Origin of the sequence: Mesorhizobium japonicum MAFF 303099, assembly GCF_000009625.1 — a bacterium.
Classification (GTDB): Bacteria; Pseudomonadota; Alphaproteobacteria; order Rhizobiales; family Rhizobiaceae; genus Mesorhizobium; species Mesorhizobium japonicum.
On record NC_002678.2, the window covers coordinates 5352945 to 5376850 of the forward strand.

Here is a 23906-nt window from a genome sequence, read left to right on the forward strand (position 1 = left end):
CTGGATCCTTCGAGCTAATCTGGCTGATGGCCCATCCATCCATCTTTTGTGAGCCGACAAGCTGAATAGGACTGGCGGCTGGGTTCTGCGACAACGCACGATCCGAACTGTCGAGGGTCATCGCCGTGTCGCGGATCAACGTTCTCGTTGCAGCGACTTCACCGGACATCCAGGCCGAAGGCATAGCCGGGGCGGTCAGAGAACGTTCGGACATGAACCTGGTTGAGCGTCGCGTCGTTGAACCCGAGGAGGTGGCTATCCTGCTCGACGCGATGCCGCCGACGGCGCGTTGCGCGGTCGTATTGGTCGGTCATCAAAAGGATACCGACGAGATCGCTTCGCGCTGGCTGACCAGTCGCAGACGATTGGTTGTGCAATGCGTGGCGATCAACGAGAATCTGGTGCGTATCGCGGTACGCGATGCCGGCCTCGACTCGCTGCTGGCAGCGCTACGCCAATTGGTCGACCGCGGTGGTTCTTCCCCCGATGAACGGCTATCCCAATTCCAGCTGCGACTCCTGCCTTCCGACAATGCGCTCAAGTCGCGTCGCCTTGGCAATGAAGATCAGCAATATCCGGTAATGAATGCAGCGACAGGATGGGTGCATGCGATACTACGGGCGGCAGTAGCCAGGCTGGTCGATACTGGTTCCGGCTCGGCCGGCGCTTCGCTCACCAGCGCGCCCGTCGCCGACTATCTCGATGATCGGCCCGCACTGACAGCATTGCCGCCCAGCGCAGAGGTCGAGGCAGCCAGCGATACGCTCGCCGAGGCCCTTGCTGAGGCCGCGACCAGCAATGAGCCACTGGCAGTTTCTGCCCGATCGCTTGCGCTGACAACGCTTGAGTTTCGCGTGATGGTGCTCGCGCTGGGACCGGAGCTTGACCCCCGCCACCAGCGTTGGATCTCGCTGCTAATGGAGGAAGTGGGCCGGCGCGTAGGCAGCCTCGGCCTTTACGCCGAACTGCTCGGCGAGCCATCGCATGTCAGTCGCGAGCTTGCGCAGACGGGCAACCTCGCGCGCTGGCGGCTGTTCGAGGATCATGCAAAAGGCACGCCGGCCGCGGACGCGCCATTGCGTCTCGATCCACCGTTCCGTGACTGGTTGGTCGGTGCTGACGACCTGATGGAGCATGATCCGATGCTGCGCCGCATCGTTCGTGCCACGCAATGGCCGGGCGGCGGCCTGATCGACAGCGAACGCGCCACACGTCTCATCAGACAACTGCAGGATCGCGCCGGCCGCCACTGGATCGTGGTCGACACCGACAATCCCAGAACACTCGCTGCATTGGTCGAGGCTGGCGCCGACGATCGTGACCTTGAGATCATCCGCATCGAAGTAACCAGCCTACATAACCTCGATTGCAACGAGAGTCGCGACTGTGGCGTTCGCGTAGCTAGGCTCTCCCGCCTGCACGGTAAGCCGATCGTCATCGACGCCAGTGGCCTCGACAATGTGCGCGAACATATCGAAGCCACGCGAACGTTCCTGCTGGCGATCGGAAGCGTGGGATGCCAAGGCACAATCATTACCGCCGGCCCGGCCCATATAGTCGAATTGCTTGGATCTGCCGCCTATGTCGTCGACGAGCAGACCATACCTCCGGCCATGCGCGTCTCGGCTCTTCATACTGCCGCTGCAGGTGCGGATACTTCGTTCAGTGACGAAGCCGCGGAGGCGATCGCCAATCTATACCCACTGCGCATCGACGGGTTCGAGCACGCTATGCGGCTCGCCCGGTCACAGTCTCTTCAGCTCACCACCGAGGAGGCGCGCCGCAATCGTTTCATCGCTGCGTGCAAGGCCATCGCAGCTGCTGGCGCCTCTGGCCTCGCCCAGCGCATAGAGCCGGTGTTCCAACTCGACGAAGTGGTGCTGCCGGCGGATAGAAAGAGCCAGCTCGAAGAGATCGTGGACAACGTGCGCTTCGCATCCAGGGTGCTGGACGCGTGGAAGTTTGGTGACCAGTTGCCCTACGGCCGCGGCGTCACCGCGCTCTTCCACGGACCAAGTGGGACCGGCAAGACCATGGCTGCCTTGGCAGTCGCACGGCAGCTGAACATCCAGATCCTGAAGATCGATCTCTCCCGTATCGTCAGCAAATACATCGGCGATACCGAGAAGAACATCGACCGCGTTTTCATGGAGGCCCAGCTATCAGGAGCCGCAGTTCTGGTTGACGAGGCCGAAGGCCTGATGGCGAGGCGCAGTGAGATCAACGACGCGCATGATCGCTACGCCAACATCGAGGTCGCCTATCTCTTGCAACGCATGGAGGCGCATGAAGGATTGGTGATCCTAACCACCAATATGCGACAAAACCTCGACACCGCATTCCTCCGTCGACTACGCTTCGTAATCGACTTTCCGAGGCCCGACGCCACCGCACGCGAGGCGATCTGGCGCTATTGCCTGCCGGATGGCTCGCATATGCTCGATGATGCGACTTTCCGCATCCTCGCCCGCAAGATCGAGCTGACCGGCGGCAATGTGCGTCAGATCACGCTGCGCGCGGCCTTCCTCGCAGCGGCCGCTGGCGTGCTGATCGGGCCTGAGCAGGTACTCCATGCCTCGAAAGCCGAGCTCGCGAAACTCGGCCTGCCGACCATCGAGATCGATCTCGCGGAACGGCGGAGGGCGGCATGAGCGCCGATTCCGTTTACAACGTGACCCAGGCCGTGCGCGACAGACTGGTGGCGGCGCTCGCAACCATCGGCGAAATGGGTAACGTGTTTGTCGGCCCACTCGACGACCCGGACGCCCGCGGCGCGACACTCATACTTTTCCTCTACCGCATGGCCCCGAACGCCAGCCTGCGCAATCGCGAGCATCGCGTCATTTCCAGAAATCCGCCGCAGGCCGTCGACGTCTATACCAACTCGCTGCCACTCGAACTGCACTACTTGATCACCGTTGGTACGCGGGATGCGACGGTCGATGATCCACTGCTCAAGTATCTTGGGGCGGCGATCCAGGCATTGAACAACGAGCCTGAGCTGAACGGACAGCGGGTCGGCCATGAGCCTGTGCACCTCTCTTTCGAGCCGCTGTCGACCGAGGAGATGAGCCGCATCTGGACGCTGTTCCCGACGGCCAACTATCGGACCTCGGTCGGGTATATGGCGACACCGGTCTGGATTGACCCGCCCAGGCCCGAGCCCGAGAGCGCGCGTGTGGTTGAAGACGAGTTGGTTGCAGGTCACCAAGCACGGGAGGTCGAGGATGCCTAGTGCCTTCTCTGTGAACCTGCCACGCGAGACGGCGTTCACCCGCCGCGTACTGTTCGCTGCCGAGATCATCGACGCGGTGACGCTCGAACCGGTTACGAAAGACATCAAGGTGAGGGCCACCGGTCTGCGAAACAAGCCGGTGATCAATGCGAGTGGAATTTTTGTCTGGCTAGAGGAGGGTGCCGCTCGGCCGCTCGACGTCGTCGTCGACGCATCGGCAACGCAATACATTGGCGCGACGGTGGCTGCGCCGGTGCCGCCCAAGAAAAGCGTGCGCATCGAACTCGCGCCCAGATACGGCTACCCATTCCAGACCGGTGTGTCGGCCCTGCGTGGAAGTTTGCGCGAAAGTCGTTTCGGCACGCCAGAACGGGTGCAGGACGCCGAAGTGTGGCTACAGTGGTCGGACGACGCCGGCTGGATGGATGCGCCGACCCGCTCGACAACCGCGGCCAATGGCGACTTTGCCGTACTGCTGCGGCTCGCGCCCGACCAAGACCCCAACCCTCATCCGAGCGGTGGGTGGAATGTCCGGCTGAAGGTGCGCCGCGACGGCATGACCAGAACGTCCGCAGATATCCCGTTCCAGCAGGGCCGAATCAACAGTGCGAAAGAGCCCTTCGCCTGGGACGAACTCACGCCTTAGCTGCCAACGAAGGAGGCCGCGCGATGACTGAAGATGCAAACCAGGATCATTGCTCACCCAAGGACCAGGGCAATCCTGGAAAGCCGGGGAAGAAGTGCGAGCCGCTGGATCCGGGGCCCAAGGCGCCATCGTTACCTGAACTGCCCAAATGGCCGGAAGCCTGCTGCTGCCCGAGCAAACCGCCGGCGACCGGCACCTGCCTCGATGATCTGATCGATGAACAGGCGAAGCTGGTTAGCGAGGCCGAACAGGCCAAGGCGTTCAAGGCTGAACTCGAAGACCTGTTGAAGAAGGCGAAGGCGGCGAAGCTCGAATATACCAATGAGAAGTTCAAGGACTTCAGCGAGCGGTGGGAGAAGGAAGACGCGCTGATCGTCGACCTCATCCACAAGCTGGTTTGCGCCGTGCCGTGCTGGTGGTGCCTTATCGAGTGTGAGGTCTGCCCGCTGCTCTATGCCATCCGCGACACCGAACTAAGGCTCGATGGCGACGGGGCGCTGACCGATAAGGTCTATTCGCTGCGCGACCTGCGCTACTGGCAGGAACGCAACCGCGATGCCAAGGCTGCGGTGTTCGATCGCATCAAGAAAGTGCTTGCCGCTTGGGAAAAACCGGCGACGACTATCGACAAGAATCTCGCCGACAATTGGAAGCAGATCGAGGAAGTGCGCAAGATCATCGCCACGGAATCGGCGCGCGCGGTTTTGCTGGTCTTCCTGAAGCTGGTGCCGATGCATCTTGCGATCGCGCCGCGTGGAGCCACATCCAAGATCGAGTCCGAATATCTGAGCTTCTGCGGCTGCGACAAAGGCACCCCTGACGACTGCTGTGGGCCGGATGTCGGCGTGCTCAGCATGCGTGACCGGCTGATCGGACCGCAACCCTATATCGTCCCCCCTGACAAGTTTTTCGACATCATCTGCTGCCTGGCCACCGAACGCTATCTACCTGCCAAGAACCAGCTGGCTGCAGCGACGTCCGATCTCGCTGCCACAGAAGCGGCGATCAAGCGGGCAACCACTGATCTCGAGCAGAAGAAGAGCTCGGTGGAGGCCGACTACAAGGCCAATGTCTCCAACCCTGTCGACTGCGACAAATACAAGCGCAGGGACGGCGGCGACTGCGGCTGCGGTCCCAAAACCTCAAGCAGCCAGTCGTCGTCCGGCGACTTGGCCGTCCGCTGACCTGATTCCGGAGAATTGCCATGCCCGAATATCTGCATCCCGGCGTATATATCGAAGAGATCGAACGCGGTCCTCGTCCCATTGAGGGGGTACCCACCAGCACTGCGGCGTTCCTTGGAGAGACGGAGCGCGGCCCGATTAAGCCGCGCCTTGTGACCAGCTACAAGGAGTATCAGCGCTGGTTCGGCGGCGTCTTCGGGCAAGACAAGTACCTGCCATATGCCATCAACGGCTTCTTTGAGAACGGCGGCAAGCGCGTCTTCGTCTCGCGCCTGGTCGGCGAGGCGGCGACCACCGCGCAGCTGCAGATCGGAAGCTACGCTATCCGCGCCTCCGCTCCCGGAAGCTGGGGCAAGCGCGTATGGGTCAAGATCACTCCAAGTTCGACGAAAGACCAACACGGCTCCCCAATCGGTTTCCGTATCCAACTGGCGTATTGGACGGGCAACCCGCCAGCGCTGTTCGACCCGTTCACCGCAGAGGGCCGGCGCACGATCCCGCAGCCTTCGCTCACCGAGGATTTCAACGACCTCGTGCTCGACGAAAACTCGCCTGACTATGTCGGCAAGCGGTTCCCCTTTATCGACCTCGGCAAGGGAGTGACCAACCAGGGCCCGGACAGTTCGGCGCTCGGGCTTCTGGTACGCAATGTCGGCACCGATCCGTTCGAACTGCCGCAGACGTCGACGAGCGCCGCACTGGCTGAGGGTGGCGACGACGACCCCGCCGCGTTGGGTACGCCGGACTATGTCGGCCTGCCGGGCGGAAGTCGCGTCGACCTCCAAGGCCTGAGCGCACTCGAGCTTGACCCGTATCGGGACGTCGCGCTCGTCTACGCGCCCGCGGTATCGACCGATATCGCGAACCAGATCATCATCCATTGTGAGAACATGCGGTTTCGCTTCGCGGTGATCGACAGCGACAAGGGAATGAACGATCCCTCGGCTCTCAACCCCCGGAATATCCTGAATACCGATACCAACTACGCCGGCTACTACTATCCATGGATATGGATATCCGATCCGGCCACCGGCGCCCGCAAGCTGGTGCCACCGGGCGGCCACAGCCTCGGCGTTTTCGCCCGAACCGACTCCGAGAGAGGCGTGTTCAAGGCGCCCGCTAACGAACTGCTGCGCGGCGCGCTCGATCTCGAAATCGACATCAATGACCAAACACAGGACGTGCTCAATCCTCAGAGCGTCAACGTCATCCGCCAATTCCCGGGCCGCGGCATCCGCATCTGGGGCGCGCGCACCATCACCTCGAACGCCCTCTGGAAATATGTCAGCGTGCGGCGCCTCTTCATTTTCCTGGAGCGATCGATTTACGAAGGAACTCAATGGGTTGTCTTTGAACCGAACGATCCGCGCCTGTGGGCGCGCGTCACCGACACCATCCGCCTGTTCCTGCGTACGCAATGGCGGCTGGGCGCGCTCTACGGGCGCACCGAGGAACAGGCCTTCTTCATCACCTGCAACGAGACTGTGATGTCCCAGGACGACATCCTGAACGGACGACTGATCTGCGAGATCGGCATCGCGCCGGTCCGCCCGGCCGAGTTCGTCATCTTCCGCATCTTCCAGAACACCGCTGAAGCACAGCGTTAGGAGAGCAGGTCATGGCACCGCGCATCGATCCAATCCGAAATTTCCGCTTCCTGTTGGAGATCGACAATGTCACCAGGGCGGGGTTCAGCGAAGTCGCGATCGCCGAAACGACGATTGAGGCTGTGGACTATCGCGAGGGCACCGATCCGCCGCATATGCGCAAGCTTTCCGGGCTGACCAAGTACGGAAGCATCACGCTCAAGGCCGGAATGACGACGGATGCCAATTCGCTCGAACTGTTCAAATGGCACAATGACGTTTCGGTCGGCCTTATCAGCGAACGCCGTCGCAACATCGCAATCAGCGTGCGCGACGAGAGCGGCAAGACGGAGCAGGCGCGCTTCGTGATCTCCGAAGCCTGGCCGATCAAATACGACCCAAGTGACCTCAGCGGCAAGGGCAACGAGGTGATGATCGAACTGCTCGAACTCGCCAACGAAGGCATCGAGCGGGTGAAGTAGGAGGGTTTCGTGAACGCACATCCAGGCTTCCAGACCGAGATCGAGTTCGAACTGCCGAAGGGCTATGTGGACGGCGCCGGCACACTGCATCGCCAAGGTGTCATGCGGCTGGCAACGGCGGCGGATGAAATCCTGCCGCTGCGCGATCCACGTGTGCAGGAGAATGAGGCTTACCTGTCCGTCATCGTGTTGGCGCGGGTCATTGTCCGTCTCGGTTCGCTGAAAGACGTGCACCCGGGAGTGATCGAAGGTCTCTACGCCTCCGACCTCGCCTATTTGCAGCGGCTCTACGAGACGTTCAACTCTGCCGACGAGCCGTTGGACAAAGCGGTCATCAACGGCGGCAGCAATGGAGTGAGGAGCATGGTCTCCCTGGGGGAAGCATGAAGGCCTATCCCGTGAAGTCGCTGTACGAGGAAATGGCCTTTATTGCGCATCACTTTCATTGGTCCCACAGCGATCTGATGCAACTTGAGCACGGCGAACGAAGGCGGTGGTGTCGAGAAATCTCGGCCATCAACCGTCGCCTCGACGGAACGCCCGCCAACCCATTCGACGTCTGAGGTTCACGTATGAAGCGGCAAGATCCCCTTCGCGGTTTCCGGTTCCTGGTGGAGATCGAAGGCCTGACCAGCGCCGGATTCCTGCGGATCAAGGGCTTGCAGCGTGAGATCAAGCACGAGTCTTACCGCGAGGGCGGCGTCAATGAGTATGAGCACAAGCTGTTCTCGCAGGTATCCTACCCGTCGGTCGTGCTCGAGCGCGGCCTTGCGCACGAGGATCTCTGGCGGTGGGCGCTCGCGGCCTCGGAGGGCAACATCCAGCGCAAGACGGTGCGCATTCGGCTGCAGAGCGAAGCCGGCGAACCATCCTGGGCATGGCAGCTCGACTGGGCGATCCCGGTCAAGTGGGCTGCCTCGGACCTCGATGCAAACTCTTCGCAGATAGTGGTGGAGAGTCTCGAACTCGCGCATCACGGATTGAGGAGAGCAGCATGAAGCTGGCCAACCAGCCCCTCTTGCGACTGCGCTCCCGTGTTGCTCGGCCCGCCACGAGGCAGAGGCGGCGATGGACGGCAATCACGCTGCGCTGGCGGTCGGCCGGGAGGCGACTGCCAAGGCCAAGCACGCGTCCGCCATCACCAAGCATATCGCACTACTGGGTGACGCAGTTCAATCTGCATTTCGGCGGTGCGCATCCGACAGTTGATCATCTACGCCCGGTGTCAGCCGCACCTATGCAAATGACCCGGTTGTATTGGTGTCGCACCACCGAGCGCACGCCAGGAACGACAACAACGGTCCGCCAAATTATCGATCGCGAAAGACGCCGGTTCACGGGTACTTCCGAGACGAATGTGGTGCTGCGCTTCAGTGCCATTCGTGGGAAACAGGTAGCTAGGACCTTCCCGGAGGTGAGCCGGGTGGTACCACGAACCCGGCTGCCGAAAACGCCGGGCGCCGGCATGTTGCAGGCGACGATTGAGTTAGCACACGAGCGCCGCCGTTTTAGGCTCAGCGAGCGCGGCGCGCTGTCTGCGGCGAGGCGTCTAGCGAGCCGGGCGGCTGCCGCGACAGTGCAGGTCCGGTGGGCTGGCGAGACGCCGCGCGGGTTAGCCAGCATAAGGCCAAGGCGCCAAGCGCCGCCGCAGGCACCGGCATTGCACGCCGGGCGGGACCTGGTCTGGCGGATACAGGAACGGGATCGCGTGCTGGAGCCGGACAAATTCGCCCCAGCACGCGCCGCGGCGACCCCAGCGAATGTTCAGACCATGGGCACCGCAATGGCCGCTGCCTTGCCAGCGCAGGCAGCCGCCTTGCAGCGTCAGCAGGCACTTGATCCGGCAATCGTCGAAAGGCTCACCGACGACGTAATCAATCGCGTGGAGCGGCGCCTTCGCATCGAACGCGAGCGAAGGGGATTGTGAGGCGCAATGTCCAAGTCACAACTTGAGAAGGCTATCATCACCGTCCTCGACGGTGCCGACAAGGGCAAGGTCATAACCGTCCTTTTCAATCCAGCTGAATACAGTTTCGACCGGACCAACTCCTACAAGGCAACGGCCATACCTGGCCTCGGCTCACCAATCCTCCAGTTCGTCAATGGCGAATGCGACCAGCTCAGCATGGAGCTGTTTCTCGATGATTTCACCGATCCTGAGGGACCTACGTCGCTCAGGCAGAAGGAGCGCGACCCGGTCGCCAAGCGGTTGAAGGACATTTCCAAGCTACTCGAGATCGACCGTGATTTGCACGCTCCAGCGCCAGTGCGATTCAATTGGGGACCGATGGAGTTCTCCGCGGTCATCGAGAAGCTCGGCAGGAAGGTGACGAAGTTCCATTCCGACGGCGCCCCCGCGCGCGCCGCTCTCAATGTGACCTTCAAGGAATATCGGACGCTGCGCCAGCAGTTGGAGGCCCCGCGGCGGGAATCCTCTGACAAGACCAAGCGCCGCGTCGTGGTCGGCCGCGAGAGTCTCTGGTCGATCGCCGCCAAGGAATACGACGATCCCAACGAGTGGGTTCGCATCGCCGATGCCAACGACATCGACGACCCCCGCGAGATCAGGCCGGGAGACTGGCTGAGGCTGCCACCAATCGAGAATCCCGATGGAACTCGCGACGCTTTCTAGCAAATATGGCAACTTCTTCGCGCCAGCCTTCTCGATACGGCTGGGACGGGACGACCTGACTCGCGACCTGTTGGTCGCGGTCAGCCAGGTGGAAGTCGACCTGGTGCTTGGAGCGTCGGCACGGTTCACATTCACGCTGGTCAACTGTTACAGCGCCAAGGCGCACGCTTTTCTGACCGGACGCGACGCGCAAGTTCTTGAACTGCTCAAGTTCGGCGCGGAGGTCAGCATCGGGATGGGTTATGGCGACGCCAAAACGGTACCGGTGATCGCCACCGGGGTCGTCACCGAGATCACCACAAACTTTCCGGAGTCAGGCTCGCCGGAACTGACGATCTCCGGCTACGATCACGCCTTCCCGCTCACCATCGGCAAGAACGCTCGCACCTGGACAAAGGCGCTCGACAGCGACGCAGCGCGTGAGATTGCGAGTTTTCATAATCTCAGCGCCAATATCGAGGCGACCAAGGAACGGCACCCGCAGATCGAGCAGAATCAGGAAAGCGATTTCGAGTTCCTAAAAAAGCTGGCCGACCGCAATCATTTCGAGTTGTTCGTCGACGAGAAGCGCAGGCTCCACTTCCGCAAACCCAACGACTCCGCTTCCGCTGTGGTCAGGCTGGTCTGGGGCGAAGGACTGATTTCCTTCAAGCCGGAGGCGAACCTTGCGGGCCAGATTGCCAAGGTCGAGGTCTATGGCTGGGATCCGAAGAAGAAGGAAAAGATTGTCGGCGTTGCCCGGGCCGGCGAGGAGTCTGGCAAGGACTCCAAGGGAAGGAGCGCCGGCGAACGGTTGAAGGCCTTTATCAAGGATCCCGACAAGCAGCCGGTGCTGCGTCTGCGTCAGCCTGTCTTTACGCAGGCCGAGGCCGAAAAACGCGCCAGTGCCGCGCTCAACGAACGGGCCAAGGAATTCCTGAAGGGCGAGGCAGAGGCCATTGGACTCCCTGACATCCGCCCCGACCAGAACGTCCAGTTTGACAATCTCGGCGCGCCCTTCTCGAAGACCTACTACATCCAGCAGGCGACCCACAAAATCGACAGCAACGGCTACCGCACGCGCTTCAAGGTGAAGGAGACGGCGCTATGAACATGATGGCTGTCGCGCCTTCGCGCGAGACCGAGCTCGAGTCCGGCGGCGTCGTGAAGGGCGTCGCGATCGCACTGGTGACGCACAACAACGATCCCGAAAATCTCTGCCGCGTAAAGGTCCGCTATCCGTGGCATGAAAAGCCGACCGAAAGCTACTGGGCGCGGCTCGCTATGCCGATGGCCGGTGATCAGCGCGGCCTTGTACTGATCCCGGAAGTCGGCGACGAGGTCGTTGTCGGTTTTGAGCGCGAGGACTTGCGTTTCCCATACGTGCTGGGCGCGCTGTGGAACGGCAAGGACAAGCCACCGCACGCCAACAGCGACGGCAAGAACGACAAGCGGACTCTGCAATCGCGCAAGAAACACTATCTCCTGTTCGACGACGGCTCACGCGGCGTCGTCGAACTGGCCCACGAGAAGGGCCGCAAGGTGGTGTTCGACGACGACGGCATCGCCCTGCAGGACGAAAATGGCAACTCGATCAGGATCGATAGCCGCAGCGGCGCAGTGTCGATCGAAGCCAAGGGCAATCTCAGCATCAAGGCAGCCGCCATCACCATCGAGTCGAACGGCACGCTCGACCTGAAGGCGGTCGCCACATTGAGCGTGCGTGGCGCGCTCGTGAACATCAACTGAGGCGAAGCATGAGATGGGACAGCCAGCAGCACGGCTAGGCGATCCGACCAGCCACGGCACACCGCTGGGGCCGGGTCCCGGCTGCCCAACCGTGCTGATCGCCGGCATGCCGGCCTGGCGCGCCGGATCCGACACGCATGCCTGCCCTCTGGTCGACGTGCTGAAGCCGCATGTCGGTGGCGTGGTTGCGGTAGGCAGCATGACAGTCAAGATCGGCGGCCTGGCGGCGGCGCGACAGGGCGACATGATTGTCGAGGCGGGTGCGCCGAACCCGATCGCTGTCGGGGCCCCGACGGTGATGATTGGGTAGGGGAGTGGCGATGGAGGAGCGCAAGGATTTCCTTGGCAGGGGCTGGGCGATGCCGGTGGACATCGATCCGCGTACCGGACTGGTGGCGGCGGCAGCCTTTGAAGAGGATATCAGGCAGTCGATCCGGATCATCCTCGAGACGGCACCGGGCGAGCGGGTGATGCGGCCGAATTTCGGCTGCGGCATCCACGAACTTGTGTTCACAGCGGTCGACAGCACGGCGCTGCAGCGGATCCGCTCCGAGGTGGAGGCCGCGCTGCGCCGCTACGAGGCGCGCGTCGAGGTCCTGGAGGTTACTGCCGACGAGGATGCCACAACTGAAGGCAAGCTGTTGGTCGAGGTCGAATACCGGGTCCGTCGCACCAATCAGATCGGCAATCTGGTCTTTCCATTTTATTTCCGCGAGGGCGGCCGGCCATGAGATTTCCTTCCGCGCCCAAGCTGGAGCCCAGACGAGCCGCGGATTTCGAGGACGAACTGCTGCGCCGCGCACGGAGTTGGATCCCCAACTGGAATCCGCAGGAGGGCGACAACGACTTTGGCATGGCGCTTCTGAAGATCGCCGCACGTTTCAGCTCAGAGGTCGCCGAGCGGCTCGACGGCGCGGGCGACAAGATGGCGCGCGGCTTTTTCGACTGGCTTGGCCGGCGCGGCGAGGCGGCGCGGCCGGCGCGCATGCCGGTGGTGTTCAAGCTTGCCGAGACGGCGCGCGAGGAGGTCATGGCCCTCCATCCCGTCCGCATGCAAGTCGACGTCGAGGATGCCACGGTGACATTCGAGACGGAGACCGATCTACGGGTGGCGCCGGGGACGCTCGAGGCGGTGGTCGGCGTCGATCCGGTCAATGATGAGTTCTTCTTGCCACCGCCAGGGCTGACCAGCCTGGAGCCCCTGGAGCCGTCGCCGACCCGGTGGCTGATCAAGAATTTCGCGGCACCGAGGACCTCTGAGCTGCAGTTCGATCCAGGTCTTGGTTTGGACGAGGATATGCTGGTCGAGATCGCTGGCTCCCAGTATCGTATTTCCAACCCGCGTGGCGACCTGGCGACGATCCAGCCCGCGGTGCCTCCTGGCGACGGGTTTGCGAGCGGCACGCCGGTCGGGAAGGTGGAGGCGTTCCGACCCTTTGACGGAGCCCGCAACCAGCAGGATCATATCCTTTATCTCGGGCATGCCGAACTGCTGAACGTTGAGGCCGAGGCGAACATTGAGGTCAGCGGGCTCGCGGCCTTGGAAGACGGCGTCGCCTGGGAATACTGGGGCAAAGACGCGCGAGCGGACCCTACCGACGCCGATCCCCGCTGGCGACCGCTGGAGCCCCCATCCGCCGCCGGCGATAAGCTAGTCCTGACCAAACAAAAGGGCGCTGTTGAGCCGACGAAGGTCGGCACTGCCGAGGCACGCTGGATCAGAGCGCGGCTGACGCTCAGCGACGGCATGCTGACCAGCGACCGCGTCGCGCTGAGCATCAATCCGCTCCATGGAAAGGACTATCCGGGCGCGTTCGATCAGCCTGCGCCCACGGGGTTGCCGCCGGTAGAGGTGATGGTCAACTCGACGCCGTCGCCACCCCGCAACTTCTATCCGCTCGGCCGCGAGCCGCATATGTTCGACACGCTCTATCTCGGGTGCGCGGAAGCGTTCTCGAAGCCTGGGGCTAAGGCTTGGGTGAAGTTCGACCTGTCCGACGGTGTATTCAGCGCGATGTCTGCGATCGACGCCTTGGGCATCGGCCGTGTCGTCGCCGGGGTCGACAAGAGTGGCACGTTGCATCTCCTGAGCATGGCCACCGACGGCACGGTGACCCGGCTTGCGGGGCACGAGCCTATGACACCGGCCGAAGGCGTCAGCCTGATCACCACCGTTCCGCCGGTTATGTGGATGGAGGGAAGCGTCCTCAATGTCGCGGTGGCAACGGCAGACAAAGTGTTTGTCTGGAAGGAAGTGGCTGCGGCCCCCACGACAAGCGCTTGGGCAGACCATGGGTCACCGCCAGGCACCATCCTCGCTCAGGCAGGACCGATCGCCGGGTTGGTTCTCGTGGACGATGGCGGCACGCTGTCGCTGATCGCCCTGCGCGACGGGAAGATCGCGAAGCAGGCCGTCACCGGCAACAGTTGGACTGAGATCGACGCCGAATATCCCGCCGGCACGGAATGCCATTTCGAGCGCATCTTTCAGATCGCCAGCGATGGTGTGCCGGCGCCAAAGGGGTTGCTGGCGATGGTCGAGAAGGCACCTGGCGATCTGATTCCGTACAACGTGACCGCGCAAGCCTTCATCGCCGCACAGCTCATCGCCGGTGTCGACAAGGATGTGCGTCCTTTTGGTATGGAGTCTGGAACCAATCTGGAAGTTGTCGCGGCCAAGATGGCGCGCATGAGCCTACTCGCGAGGAGCACCGGTGCAGCGACCATCGAGGTGCCGCTCGGACAAACTCTCGAACTCCTCCCGAATGCTGCAATAGGCGGGCGGCTGGAGGACGCTCACGTCACTGCCTACGCCATCGCGGCGCCGAACGGTCAGGGCTATGATCAGGAATTGATTGCCTGGCGTCCATTTGCGGCAGCGTCTGTCAGAAGGATTTTGTTCCGGAATCCGATCGGATCGAGTATTGGCGTCTTGCGCGGAAGCGTTACGATCTTCGAGGCGCCGGGCATGGTTGCACCGGCAGCACTACTGCCTGGCAACAACAAGGGCGAGATTTTTGCCGCATGGCTCGGAGGGAACCGGGCCTCGGAACAGCTTAATGCCGCGGACCTCAGAAGCGCGATTTCGGTGCCACCGTCACCACCTGTCGTGGAGGTTGGCGATACAGTGGCGGCCGGAAATGGTGGCCAACCCGATATCGCAATCGTTGTCGGGGGCAATGTGCCTGGTCAGGGCAGCCATGTGGGGCGGCAATTCTTCTGGTTGGACACCTATCTGGACCGCTCGACGGACGAGACTGTAATCCAGGTCTACAAGACATCCACCGCAGCTCCCGCACAGCTAACCGTCTCCACCAACGCCGCACCCTATCAACTGACGTTCGCAGGTCCCGTCGCGACCCTGCCAGACTGGATATTGATCGATGACGGCGCCGGCACCCCCAGCCTGGTCGGCGTGACGAATTTCGTGCCCGGTACCAATGTCGTGACCGTCGATCGGCTAGTGGCGCCGCTGAACTCGGTGCTCGACTTCTGGCTACCCACGCCGGTGCAGGCCCGGTTGTTTCCCGGAGCGATCTTGAATGCCACGAACAACGTCAACTGGACAGTGGCTGCGCTCGAAATAGGGGCCATCTATTTCCCGGATCTCAATCCTGTGAGGCAGAAGGTCGTCGCCTACACCCAGTCGGCCGGACATGCCGGATACATCGCATTCGCCAGCCAATGGAACCCGGCACCGCCGCCGCCGGGAGTCATCAAGTTCACCGTCGACGGCGTGGTAACCGGATGGGCAGCGCTGTTCGGCGATTCCACGGCGAACCCGGCTTTGTCATGGGAATACTGGAACGGAACTGGGTGGTGGCTCCTGCCTGTAGATGAGGACGGGACAGGCCGCCTGCGCAACAGCGGCTGGGTGAAATTCGTCGTCCCGACCGACCTGAAACCGGTCGACTGGGCCGGCAAGACCAACCACTGGATTCGAGCGCGCCTCATAGGCGGCGATTACGGTCGCGAGAAGGTTGTTGTGATCACTCGGCCGATACCAGGCACCAACCAGACCGAACAGACCGTCAACCGCACCACCGAGGGCATCCAGCCGCCCTTCGCCCTGGAGGTCCGGATTGCCTATGCCGTCGACCAGGAGGTAGCGCCGACCTTCCTGCTGACGCTCGACAGCGGCACGTTACGCGACCAGAGCGATGCCAATCGCATGTCCGGGACCAACATCGAGGTGTTCGCGCCGCTGGGCTGTACGCTGGGTCGCTTTGAGGCCGGCGACCGGGCGCAGGGCTTGAGAGCTGAAACGGCTGCGAAGGACCGCGGCTGTGACGATTTCGCTGCACCTTGCACCTGCTGCGCAGCAACGCCGGCCGGGCAAGCCGACCTCACAGGGCGAGCGGTCGCGGTGGGACAGGGCGGTGGCAGGGCGCTCTATCTCGGCTTCACATCGAAGCTCTCGGATGAGCCTGTCAACTTGCTTTTCGTGGTTGAACAGGAGCGCCCGCACGATGCGTCAGCGCCGATGGAGGTTCATGCGCTGATCGGCGACCGATTGGTTCCGGTCCTCGCCTCCGACGAGACGCGCGCCCTTTCCGAGAGCGGCCTGGTGAAGATGTCTTTCAGCGTCGAGCCCATGCAGGCGGAGCTGTTTGGGCGCAACCTGTTCTGGCTCAGGCTGACGCCACGTGGCAGCAGTGATTGGCTGCCGGCGTTGAAGGGGGTATATCTCAATGCCGTCTGGGCACGCGCCGCCGAGACGATGACGCGCGAACTGGTCGGCTCCTCGGCAGGAGAGCCCGGGCTGACACTCGCGCTGGCGCGGCCACCGCTGCTGCAAGACAGCCTGGAACTCAGGGTCAGGGAGCCCCTCGGCGGCGAAGAGCGCGATCGGCTGCTGGCGGAGTACCCCGACAGCGTCGTCAGCGACGCCGTCGACCTGCCGGGCGACTGGGTTTTGTGGAGGCAGGTGATCGATCCGGCCGATTGTGCGGCCGCTGACCGGGTATACGCCCTGGATGAGGCGACGGGCACGATCCGGTTCGGCGACGGTCGGCATGGCGCCATTCCGTCATCCGGCCCCGACACGATCGTCGCCTTCAGATATGAACGCACCGAACCCGGCGTGGGTGAGGCAGTACCGGCAAACCAGGTGGTAGCGCGCACGCCGCTTAACCTCGTGACACCCGTCGATAACGTGGAGGCGGTGTACGCAGGCGATCAGCCGGCTGGCGGCCTTGCGCCGCAATCCGACGCGCGCGTCCTGCAATTCAGTCCGGCGCGGCTGCGGCACCGCGGCCGTGCGCTCTCGGCCCGTGATATCGAGGATCTCGCGCTTGAGTGGTCGGCCGACGCGGTTCAGGCACGTTGTTTCCCGCAAGCTGGCCGCGTCACGCTGGTGCTCGTGATGCGAGGGCGCGACCCTCAGCCCAGTCGGGCAGAGAAGCGGGAATTGACGCGTGCGTTGCTCGCCGCGGCGCCGCCGACGCTCGCGGTGCCGGGCAGGCTCATCATCGAGGGGCCAACGGTGCGCCGCATCCGCATCAAGCTCAGGCTTGTGGTTCCCGCAATCGACCTGGCCGGCGCTGTCGGCATCAAGGTGAAGTCGCGGCTCCGGACCTATTTCGACACCGATCCGGCGGCTGCCGGCGGCTGGCAGTTAGGAGCCACACCTGGCGAGGACGACATCGCCGAAGCGTTGCTCGACGTGGCGAATCTCGAGAGCATCGCAGCGGTGGCGATCAGCGAGGTGGACGACAGTGGGGTTCGACCCTGGTCAGCGAAAGTCGGCGCCCGCGCACTGGCGCTGCTCGATGATGACGGAGTACAGATCGAATTCGACGTGACGGAGGCGGTCGCATGAGCCAGCTTGCTCCCGTCCTGTTCACGCGTCGCTATTCCGATCTGGTCGAGATCGGACTTTCGCGCCTGCCAAGCCTATCGCCCGACTGGACGGATCACAACGCGCACGATCCCGGCATCTCGCTGATAGAACTGCTTGCCTGGGTCGCGGAGGCCGAGATCTATGCGTTGGCACGCAGCCGCCGCGACGAACGCCTTGCCTATGCTGCGCTGATGGGCTTCGTGCCCAATGGCGCACGTCCAGCCCAAGGACTGATCTGGCCGGACCATGACTCCCCCGATGCGCCGGAAGCGATGTTTACCAGCGCAATCGTCATCGAGCGCGACCAGGTCATCCACACTGTTCGCGCGGACCAGCCAAGCTTCCGGCCGTTGCAAAGGATCTTGTGGCTGGCAGCGCGCGTCGTGGCGCTGACAACGCGGCTGCCGGACGGAAGCATGGTCGACCATAGCGGCGCCAACCGACGCGGCAGCCCGGCTTTTCAGCCGTTCGGCGCGGCCGACGGGCGCGGCGTGGTGCTTGCGATGACCCTTGAGGCGACTGGCGCCGCCCCCCTGTTCTGGCGGGAGCCGGCCGACGATGCGCGGCTTGTCATCGGCGTGCGCGCCGCCGGAGGGCAAAGCAAAGCAGCGCCGGCTGCTGCCAACTCCGCCGGATCGCCGCTAGAGGTCACTCTGGTCACCCCAAGCCAGCGTGTCCCGCTCCGGATCGTCGAAGACACGACGGGCGGCTTTCTGCGCACGGGATTCTGCAGTCTCGACGTGTCGGCAATACGCGACCCGTCAACGTCGGCGATCCTGGAGTTTCGGCTGCCGCGCGGTTTTGACCGGGCACCCGGCATCCTGCGCATCGAGCCCAACGTCATCCCAATCACGCAGAGCGAGGCGGCCAGCGAGATCCATGTGCTGAGTGGCGCGCCCAATCAGGGATTCGATCTGGAATACCCAGGGCTGGAATTCGAACCGGGCGCCGAATCCGTAAAGATAGAGGTCGAGGCGGTCGGCGGCTTCGAGGAGTGGAAGCGTTGCGACCGGCTTTCGGACCAAGGCCCGCAGGATCGTGTCTTCCAACTTGATCCGGTCGCGGCCCGGATCAGTTTCGGCAACGGTATCAATGGGACCATACCTCCGTCGGCGGCCCAGATCAGGGCTTCCTACAGCGTAAGTCAGGGGATGGCCGGCAATACGGCCGCCAACCGCAAATGGCTCGTCTTTCACTCGATGCCGGCGTCTGGCGTCAATCCCGACCCCATTGCGGGTGGCGAGGATCCTTCGGGCTGGCTCGAACAGCGCCGTCAGGCGCGCCAGTCCATCGCGCAGGTCCATCCACTGGTAAGCGTGGCAGACATCGAAGCGGCTGCGCTCGCCCTTCCAGATCTTGAGGTCGGAAGGGCGTGGCTGGTTCCGGCGCGCATCGGCGACGTTTCGACCGAGACGATCCGGCTCGTCGCCATGCAGTCGCGTCTGGCCGGCGCCGAGCCTCGGTCCGTGCCCGAGACGGCGCGCTGGCTGGAAGCAGTCCGGCGCGCACTCGTGCCACGGATGTCGCTTGGCGCGCGACTTGCTGTCGTCGCGCCGCGCTATGTCGACTTCACCATTCGCGCCCGCATCGTGCCCGAGCCGAGACTAGACGTCGGGCAGGTTAAGCGTAGCGTCGTGCGGGAACTGACGAGACGGCTTGCATTGGTCGGCTCCGCAGCTGGCCAGCCCCTGCGCGCTTTCGGCCTGGCGGTCACGCGACGCGATCTCGTGGCCTGGCTGCAGGCGCTACCCGATGTGCGGCACGTAGCCGACCTGCAGGTGATGCTTGCCGGCGGCAAGGCGGTGGAGACGGTGAAGGTGCCGCGCACCGGGCTGCCACACATCGATCTCGGATCGAGCGAGATCGATATCGCCCTTCCGGCGGAAGGAGCCACGCGATGAGCAAGAACCTGCCTCTCGCCTATCGTTTTGCGACGGAGGCGCAGTGGCAGTGCTGCCTATTCGTGGGCGTCGACCGTACGACGGCGCCGCGGATCGGGCTGCGTCCCTATTCCCCCTACCAACCATCCATTCTGTTCAGTTCACCCGGCGCGCATGCGCCGGCGATCACCCATGCCGGCGAAGTCGTCTGGCGCGACAACGAAGGCCGCCTGCAGCGACTGGCCTATGGCGATAGCAGACCGAGGGAGGTAGCCGCGCCTGCTGAGATCGCCCATGCCGGGCGTCTTGTCCCGACTTCCACGGCATTGTGGGCCGCCGGCGACGGGCTCGCTGCCTTCGACATCGACAGTCTGACGCGACTCTTCGTCGTTGATCTCGGCAGCCGACCGATCATCGACATTGCAGGCGACGGCCGTGAAGGTATCTTCGTGCTGGTCACAGGCGATTGTCCGCGCGAGATCCTGCATATCGACTGTACCGGCCGCTTGACTGGCCAATTCCAGCTTGGCGGCGCTGGCGATGCGACAGCCTTCACCTACCTTGCGCGATCGGAACGCTTTGTCGTGCTCGCCTCCGACAATGCGAAACTGTTCTGGTTCGACGTTGGCGAGTCTGCCGCGGTGTTCTCTCTTCCAATCGCCGCTGCGCGGCCATGCTTGCGCGTGAGGGCACTCGGAAGCGATGGGAGATCGCGTCTTTTCCTTGCCGGGACGGATGGATCGGCGTTTGGCGGGCACCACAACCTGATCATGCTGGATGGCGACGGCAATCTCTCCGGCAGCGTGGAGATCGCGCAAAGTCCGACCGGCGTGACCGCTGCCGCGGCACAGGTCTATGTTGCGACCGATGGTGGGATGATGCGGCTCGACCAGGCTGTTACGATCCCCCGCAGTTCGGTCGAGGTGAGATCGGCAACCATGACGCCGATGCTCACATTGCCTGCAACAAGTGCCGAACAGCCCTGGACGCGCATCGAGACATCCGTCGCCCTGCCGGAAGGTTGCACGCTCGAAATCTCATATGTCTCCGCTAAAGATCCCACGATTGCCAACGAGGCACAGCGCCAGCCCATCGACGACTCGCTGCCTCAGAGCCGGCGCATCGAACGCATGCGCGAGCTTCTCGGTCCGTGGCGCAAATTCGCCTTCCACGGTGCTGGCGCTGGCACCGTCACGCTCACGGCGCCGTTAATCGACGTCCGCGATCCGTTCTTGTGGGTGCAGCTTGAACTGATCATGTCCCCGGGCGCGGGCATTCCCGCGCTTTCGGAATTCAGCGTGTTCTATTCCGGGCAGACGCTTATCGATAACCTGCCCGCCATCTACCGCCGATCGGAGGAAGGGTCCGGCGATTTCCTGCGCTCGTTCGTGGGCGTGTTGGAGGCGACGACGCAGACGCTCGACTCCAGCATCTTCGCACTCGGCAGCAGGATCCACCCCGATACGTCGCCCGGCGAATGGCTCGACTTCGTTGCGCGCTGGCTGGGCATCCCTTGGGACGATGCGCTGTCTCCGGAGCAGAAGCAACGCATCGTCAAGCGTGCGGCCGACATCATCGCCGGCTATGGCACGAGGGCGGGGCTGGAGGTGCTGCTCGAATGCCTATTGCCGGAAAAGCCGCGGCGGTTCCGTGTCACCGATATGACCGTCGACTTTGGCGTGGCCATGCTCGGAGGCGACAGCTGCGCGGGAAGCAGGCTTCCGGCGATCCTCGCCGGGCTGCCACGGACCGCGACGGAGCTCGGTAACAAGGCGATCCTCGGATGCGCGCGTCTACCCTGTCCCGACGTGCCCAACGGTGCGATGCACCACATTGGGCGCATCCGCATCGACATCGGCGCCACCGCTGAGGAATCCGCGGCATGGCAGCCTTGGTTCGGAGAACTCATCAACAGCATGTTGCCGGTGGCGACGCGCGCGCATCTGCGCTGGGTCAGCCCTCTTGCATTCAGCCGGACGTTTACACTCGACGGCGAGTACACACTCGATGCCGAGCCACTGGCGCATCTCGGCACAGACGCCGTTGCCGGTGCTACACGGCTGGCGGGCAGGCGCAGCGGAATGCTGTCGCGGCATGGCGCAAATCAGACAATACGGTGATCAACGCGTTAGGCGTGAGGGTGCAAGCATGGACAAAGATACGATGAAGCAGACATCCCCGAAGGCGCCGCCCGCCCACCAATACTGCTGCGACGACGCGGATCAGTGCTGCGGCCGCAACAACTATTTCGTCGGCAAGAAACTGACGTCGGATAGCTTTCGGCTCGAACAGCGATACATGAACGAACGCCGGCGGCTGCTCAACAGGGCGGTGACTGGCTGGGGCGTAGTATATGGTTTTCCCATCCAGACGGTCGGCAAGGATGTCTGCGCGTCCGAGGTCGAGCTCGGGCATCTGAAGATCGGCGAGGGGCTCGGCCTCGACAAATTTGGGCGCGAACTTTTCCAGTCGAAGTCGACCACGCTGGCGCTCGACAACCTGCTGGTGCTCGACGGCGGAAAACTTGTCCGCGCCGATGGAAACGATCTGAACGCGCGCATCCTCAAACTGGCACCGAGTGTGGACGCGTGCTGGCTGCTCAGCATCCACTACGCCGAACAGCGGCTCGGCCCCGTGACGTTGCGGGATTCCTGCAGTTGTGAACGGACTGAGTGGGATCGCATCTGCGAAACCGTTGTCTATTCGCTGCGGCGCGTCGCTTGCGAGGAGTGTTGTGTCCATCAGGAATGTGCGCTGGACTGCGGCTGCTCCACGAACTGGCCCTGTTGCAACGACCGCGATGCACCATCCAAGGAGTTCGTTGCCAAGCGGGACGCGCTTGACGCCGACCGTAACCGCCTTAAGCAGCAGGTCGGCGATGACGGCGGGGAACTCCAGAAGGTGGAGTTCGAATATGACCGCCGGATGAAGGAACTCGTCGAGGAGGAGTTGCGGAAGGCGGGCAACGAACACACACGAGGCGGATGCCGCTGCCTGTGCGAGCATTTGACTGACCTGGCGATCGCCGGAGAATGCCCAAAGTTGTGCGAGGTCGATGATTGCACCAAGGCAGACCTATTTCACGGTCTCGGCCTTGCCTGTCTGAAGCTGGAGCAGGACAATTGTGGCAAGTGGCGGATCGCGTCGATTTACGATGCGTGTGGTCCGAGACGCCTAGTCAAGCGCAACGACCTGCTGTTCGACCTCATAAACGGTTGCGATCTGACGCGTATCAGCAGGGTCGGGTGGTGGCCCTGGCATCGGCGCCCAAAGGCCATTGACTTCGACAGTTTCGCGCTGGCGTTCGGCTATGACGGCACGGGCGAAATCGGGGACGAGTGCGTAACCCGTGATTTCTGGGTGGAGTTCTCGCGTCCAGTCCGCGCCGAGACGCTAGCCGCCGACTGTTTCGTCATGACGGTGATCACCGGTGAAACCGAGGGAGGCTGGTGGGAAACGTTCCGGGTGCCGATCGTCGGCATCGATACCCAACTGGTACCGCCTGCGCCGGACGATCCGCCCGGCTATGTCCGTAGCGCCCGAATTGTGGTCGCCGGCGGCTGGCTCGATGACGCCGTCTACGGTCGGCACAGCATGTTCGTTGCCGGCCAGACCCGAGTCGAGATCGAGGTGCGCGGCGATTTCATCGAGGACTGCAACGCGCAGACCGTTGATGCAAACGCGCGGGGACGCTCGCCGTTCCCGACGGGCAATGGTGTTCCCGGTGATTCCTACCTTTCGACCTTTCTGGTCGAGCAACGAACGCTGCCTGCGCCCGCACCGCGGGTGAGAGCTTCCGCAAGAGCTGCTGAAGGAGCAACCAGATGAGCGCGAACGCTAAGCTAGTAGATCCCATCACGGGCAATTCGACGCTTGTGCGTCCCATATACAGCCCCGGCCTCCTGCTGCGCGACGACGACCTCAAGCAAGGCGTCGACTATACGCGCGACCTTAGCCGGCTGCTCTTTCGGTCGCTGTTCGGCTGCGGCGTGGTCTGCGGACTAGAAGTGACGCCGGCGTTCTCATGCGGGAAGCTGGTGATCAATGTCGGCAGCGGCGTCGCACTCGACTGCCACGGCGATCCGATCGAAGTGCCAGGTCCGCAGTCGATCTGCATCGACCCGACCTGCAAGAAGGAGGTACCCTCGAAGCTGTGGCTGGTCCTGCGCCGGACCGAAAAGCATTGCGCGCCTCGGTCGGCCGAATGTTCGTGCGACGACGAGGATTCGTCGACTGTCTGCACGCGCGAGCGGGAGGGATTCGAAATACGTGTCCTCAATGACTTGCCCGACTGCGCCTGTGGCTGCACCCAGGCGAAACCGCCGACCGAGACCGACACACCCAAGGCGGCGGAAACGGCCGACGAGCAAAGCAAGCGAAAGAAGCAGGCAGCGGCGGCGCAAGGCAGTGGGGCGCCGTCGAAGGCCGGCGAGACGCCGTCACAGGATTGCCGATGCGCCGACCCGACTCTGGAGTGCTACCAGGATCACTATTGCGGCAAGTGTGGCTGCGAATCCTGTGACTGCGAATGGGTGGTGCTGGCGGTGGTCATGAACGCCAAGCCGGGCGAAAACAGCACCTGGAGGGCGGACCATAGCGTGCGCCGGTTTGTCCGTCCGGTGCTGATGCGAGATCCAGTGGCTTGGCGAGAAACGCATCCTGACGACGCGGCCTGCAAGCCGACCTAATCA

At 63.1% G+C, this 23906-nt stretch carries 20 protein-coding genes; all 20 read left to right on the top strand.

Translation table 11 applies throughout. From position 1 onward, the window contains the following. Positions 1-125: 125 nt before the first annotated feature. The 20 genes from MAFF_RS36920 (at position 126) to MAFF_RS26820 (ending at position 23903) form a co-directional block, all read left to right on the top strand. A complete protein-coding gene (locus tag MAFF_RS36920) occupies positions 126-2651 on the top strand; it encodes an ATP-binding protein (protein WP_052292102.1) in 2526 nt (841 codons plus the stop codon). After that, on the top strand, positions 2648-3235 hold the full coding sequence (locus MAFF_RS26730; RefSeq protein WP_010914129.1) for a DUF4255 domain-containing protein: 588 nt from the start codon (positions 2648-2650) through the stop codon (positions 3233-3235). Before MAFF_RS36920 ends, MAFF_RS26730 begins: the two co-directional genes overlap by 4 nt. Further along, the gene (locus tag MAFF_RS26735; protein ID WP_157866087.1) at positions 3228-3881 is read left to right on the top strand and encodes a hypothetical protein; all 654 of its coding nucleotides are present in this window, start codon (positions 3228-3230) and stop codon (positions 3879-3881) included. Before MAFF_RS26730 ends, MAFF_RS26735 begins: the two co-directional genes overlap by 8 nt. A 23-nt stretch (positions 3882-3904) precedes the next feature. Continuing rightward, positions 3905-5065 (top strand): hypothetical protein, encoded by a 1161-nt coding sequence (locus MAFF_RS26740; RefSeq protein WP_010914131.1) that lies wholly within the window; start codon positions 3905-3907, stop codon positions 5063-5065. A 20-nt stretch (positions 5066-5085) separates the two neighbouring features. After that, the gene (locus tag MAFF_RS26745) at positions 5086-6672 is read left to right on the top strand and encodes a phage tail sheath subtilisin-like domain-containing protein (RefSeq protein WP_010914132.1); all 1587 of its coding nucleotides are present in this window, start codon (positions 5086-5088) and stop codon (positions 6670-6672) included. An 11-nt stretch (positions 6673-6683) separates the two neighbouring features. Next, on the top strand, positions 6684-7133 hold the full coding sequence (locus MAFF_RS26750; RefSeq protein WP_010914133.1) for a phage tail protein: 450 nt from the start codon (positions 6684-6686) through the stop codon (positions 7131-7133). Positions 7134-7142: 9 nt separating this feature from the next. After that, the gene (locus MAFF_RS26755; RefSeq protein ID WP_010914134.1) at positions 7143-7520 is read left to right on the top strand and encodes a hypothetical protein; all 378 of its coding nucleotides are present in this window, start codon (positions 7143-7145) and stop codon (positions 7518-7520) included. After that, positions 7517-7696, top strand: a complete 180-nt coding sequence (locus tag MAFF_RS26760; RefSeq protein WP_010914135.1) for a DUF6760 family protein — start codon at positions 7517-7519, stop codon at positions 7694-7696. Before MAFF_RS26755 ends, MAFF_RS26760 begins: the two co-directional genes overlap by 4 nt. Positions 7697-7705: 9 nt before the next feature. Continuing rightward, positions 7706-8131, top strand: coding sequence for a phage tail protein (locus MAFF_RS26765; RefSeq protein ID WP_010914136.1), 426 nt, complete (start codon positions 7706-7708; stop codon positions 8129-8131). Between the two features lie 164 nt (positions 8132-8295). Continuing rightward, positions 8296-9060 carry a hypothetical protein gene (locus MAFF_RS26770; protein WP_157866088.1) on the top strand — a complete coding sequence of 255 codons (765 nt, stop codon included), beginning with the start codon at positions 8296-8298 and terminating at the stop codon, positions 9058-9060. Between the two features lie 6 nt (positions 9061-9066). Further along, entirely contained in the window at positions 9067-9765 is a 699-nt protein-coding gene (locus tag MAFF_RS26775; protein WP_010914138.1) for a CIS tube protein, read from the top strand. Beyond that, positions 9743-10855: a phage late control D family protein gene (locus MAFF_RS26780; RefSeq protein WP_010914139.1), complete on the top strand. Its 1113-nt coding sequence runs from the start codon at positions 9743-9745 to the stop codon at positions 10853-10855. The genes MAFF_RS26775 and MAFF_RS26780 overlap by 23 nt, the downstream gene beginning before the upstream one ends. Then, positions 10852-11493 carry a phage baseplate assembly protein V gene (locus tag MAFF_RS26785; protein ID WP_010914140.1) on the top strand — a complete coding sequence of 214 codons (642 nt, stop codon included), beginning with the start codon at positions 10852-10854 and terminating at the stop codon, positions 11491-11493. The genes MAFF_RS26780 and MAFF_RS26785 overlap by 4 nt, the downstream gene beginning before the upstream one ends. A gap of 13 nt (positions 11494-11506) precedes the next feature. Next, entirely contained in the window at positions 11507-11803 is a 297-nt protein-coding gene (locus MAFF_RS26790; RefSeq protein ID WP_010914141.1) for a PAAR domain-containing protein, read from the top strand. A 10-nt stretch (positions 11804-11813) separates the two neighbouring features. Then, complete coding sequence (locus MAFF_RS26795) at positions 11814-12224, top strand: GPW/gp25 family protein (protein WP_010914142.1); 411 nt, start codon at positions 11814-11816, stop codon at positions 12222-12224. After that, positions 12221-17314: a hypothetical protein gene (locus MAFF_RS26800; protein ID WP_044549307.1), complete on the top strand. Its 5094-nt coding sequence runs from the start codon at positions 12221-12223 to the stop codon at positions 17312-17314. Before MAFF_RS26795 ends, MAFF_RS26800 begins: the two co-directional genes overlap by 4 nt. After that, entirely contained in the window at positions 17311-19236 is a 1926-nt protein-coding gene (locus MAFF_RS26805) for a putative baseplate assembly protein (RefSeq protein ID WP_010914144.1), read from the top strand. The genes MAFF_RS26800 and MAFF_RS26805 overlap by 4 nt, the downstream gene beginning before the upstream one ends. Then, a complete protein-coding gene (locus MAFF_RS26810) occupies positions 19233-21335 on the top strand; it encodes a phage tail protein (RefSeq protein WP_010914145.1) in 2103 nt (700 codons plus the stop codon). The genes MAFF_RS26805 and MAFF_RS26810 overlap by 4 nt, the downstream gene beginning before the upstream one ends. Before the next feature lie 28 nt (positions 21336-21363). Beyond that, a complete protein-coding gene (locus MAFF_RS26815) occupies positions 21364-23043 on the top strand; it encodes a hypothetical protein (RefSeq protein WP_044549309.1) in 1680 nt (559 codons plus the stop codon). Further along, entirely contained in the window at positions 23040-23903 is an 864-nt protein-coding gene (locus MAFF_RS26820; protein ID WP_010914147.1) for a hypothetical protein, read from the top strand. Before MAFF_RS26815 ends, MAFF_RS26820 begins: the two co-directional genes overlap by 4 nt. The last annotated feature ends 3 nt before the right edge of the window (positions 23904-23906 follow it).

Bases quoted from the DNA above. Each gene is read 5' to 3' on its own strand.
- MAFF_RS26730 (WP_010914129.1), top strand. From the start codon at position 2,648: ATGAGCGCCGATTCCGTTTACAACGTGACCCAGGCCGTGCGCGACAGA.
- MAFF_RS26735 (WP_157866087.1), top strand. From the start codon at position 3,228: ATGCCTAGTGCCTTCTCTGTGAACCTGCCACGCGAGACGGCGTTCACC.
- MAFF_RS26740 (WP_010914131.1), top strand. From the start codon at position 3,905: ATGACTGAAGATGCAAACCAGGATCATTGCTCACCCAAGGACCAGGGC.
- MAFF_RS26745 (WP_010914132.1), top strand. From the start codon at position 5,086: ATGCCCGAATATCTGCATCCCGGCGTATATATCGAAGAGATCGAACGC.
- MAFF_RS26750 (WP_010914133.1), top strand. From the start codon at position 6,684: ATGGCACCGCGCATCGATCCAATCCGAAATTTCCGCTTCCTGTTGGAG.
- MAFF_RS26760 (WP_010914135.1), top strand. From the start codon at position 7,517: ATGAAGGCCTATCCCGTGAAGTCGCTGTACGAGGAAATGGCCTTTATT.
- MAFF_RS26765 (WP_010914136.1), top strand. From the start codon at position 7,706: ATGAAGCGGCAAGATCCCCTTCGCGGTTTCCGGTTCCTGGTGGAGATC.
- MAFF_RS26775 (WP_010914138.1), top strand. From the start codon at position 9,067: ATGTCCAAGTCACAACTTGAGAAGGCTATCATCACCGTCCTCGACGGT.
- MAFF_RS26780 (WP_010914139.1), top strand. From the start codon at position 9,743: ATGGAACTCGCGACGCTTTCTAGCAAATATGGCAACTTCTTCGCGCCA.
- MAFF_RS26785 (WP_010914140.1), top strand. From the start codon at position 10,852: ATGAACATGATGGCTGTCGCGCCTTCGCGCGAGACCGAGCTCGAGTCC.
- MAFF_RS26790 (WP_010914141.1), top strand. From the start codon at position 11,507: ATGGGACAGCCAGCAGCACGGCTAGGCGATCCGACCAGCCACGGCACA.
- MAFF_RS26795 (WP_010914142.1), top strand. From the start codon at position 11,814: ATGGAGGAGCGCAAGGATTTCCTTGGCAGGGGCTGGGCGATGCCGGTG.
- MAFF_RS26800 (WP_044549307.1), top strand. From the start codon at position 12,221: ATGAGATTTCCTTCCGCGCCCAAGCTGGAGCCCAGACGAGCCGCGGAT.
- MAFF_RS26805 (WP_010914144.1), top strand. From the start codon at position 17,311: ATGAGCCAGCTTGCTCCCGTCCTGTTCACGCGTCGCTATTCCGATCTG.
- MAFF_RS26810 (WP_010914145.1), top strand. From the start codon at position 19,233: ATGAGCAAGAACCTGCCTCTCGCCTATCGTTTTGCGACGGAGGCGCAG.
- MAFF_RS26815 (WP_044549309.1), top strand. From the start codon at position 21,364: ATGGACAAAGATACGATGAAGCAGACATCCCCGAAGGCGCCGCCCGCC.
- MAFF_RS26820 (WP_010914147.1), top strand. From the start codon at position 23,040: ATGAGCGCGAACGCTAAGCTAGTAGATCCCATCACGGGCAATTCGACG.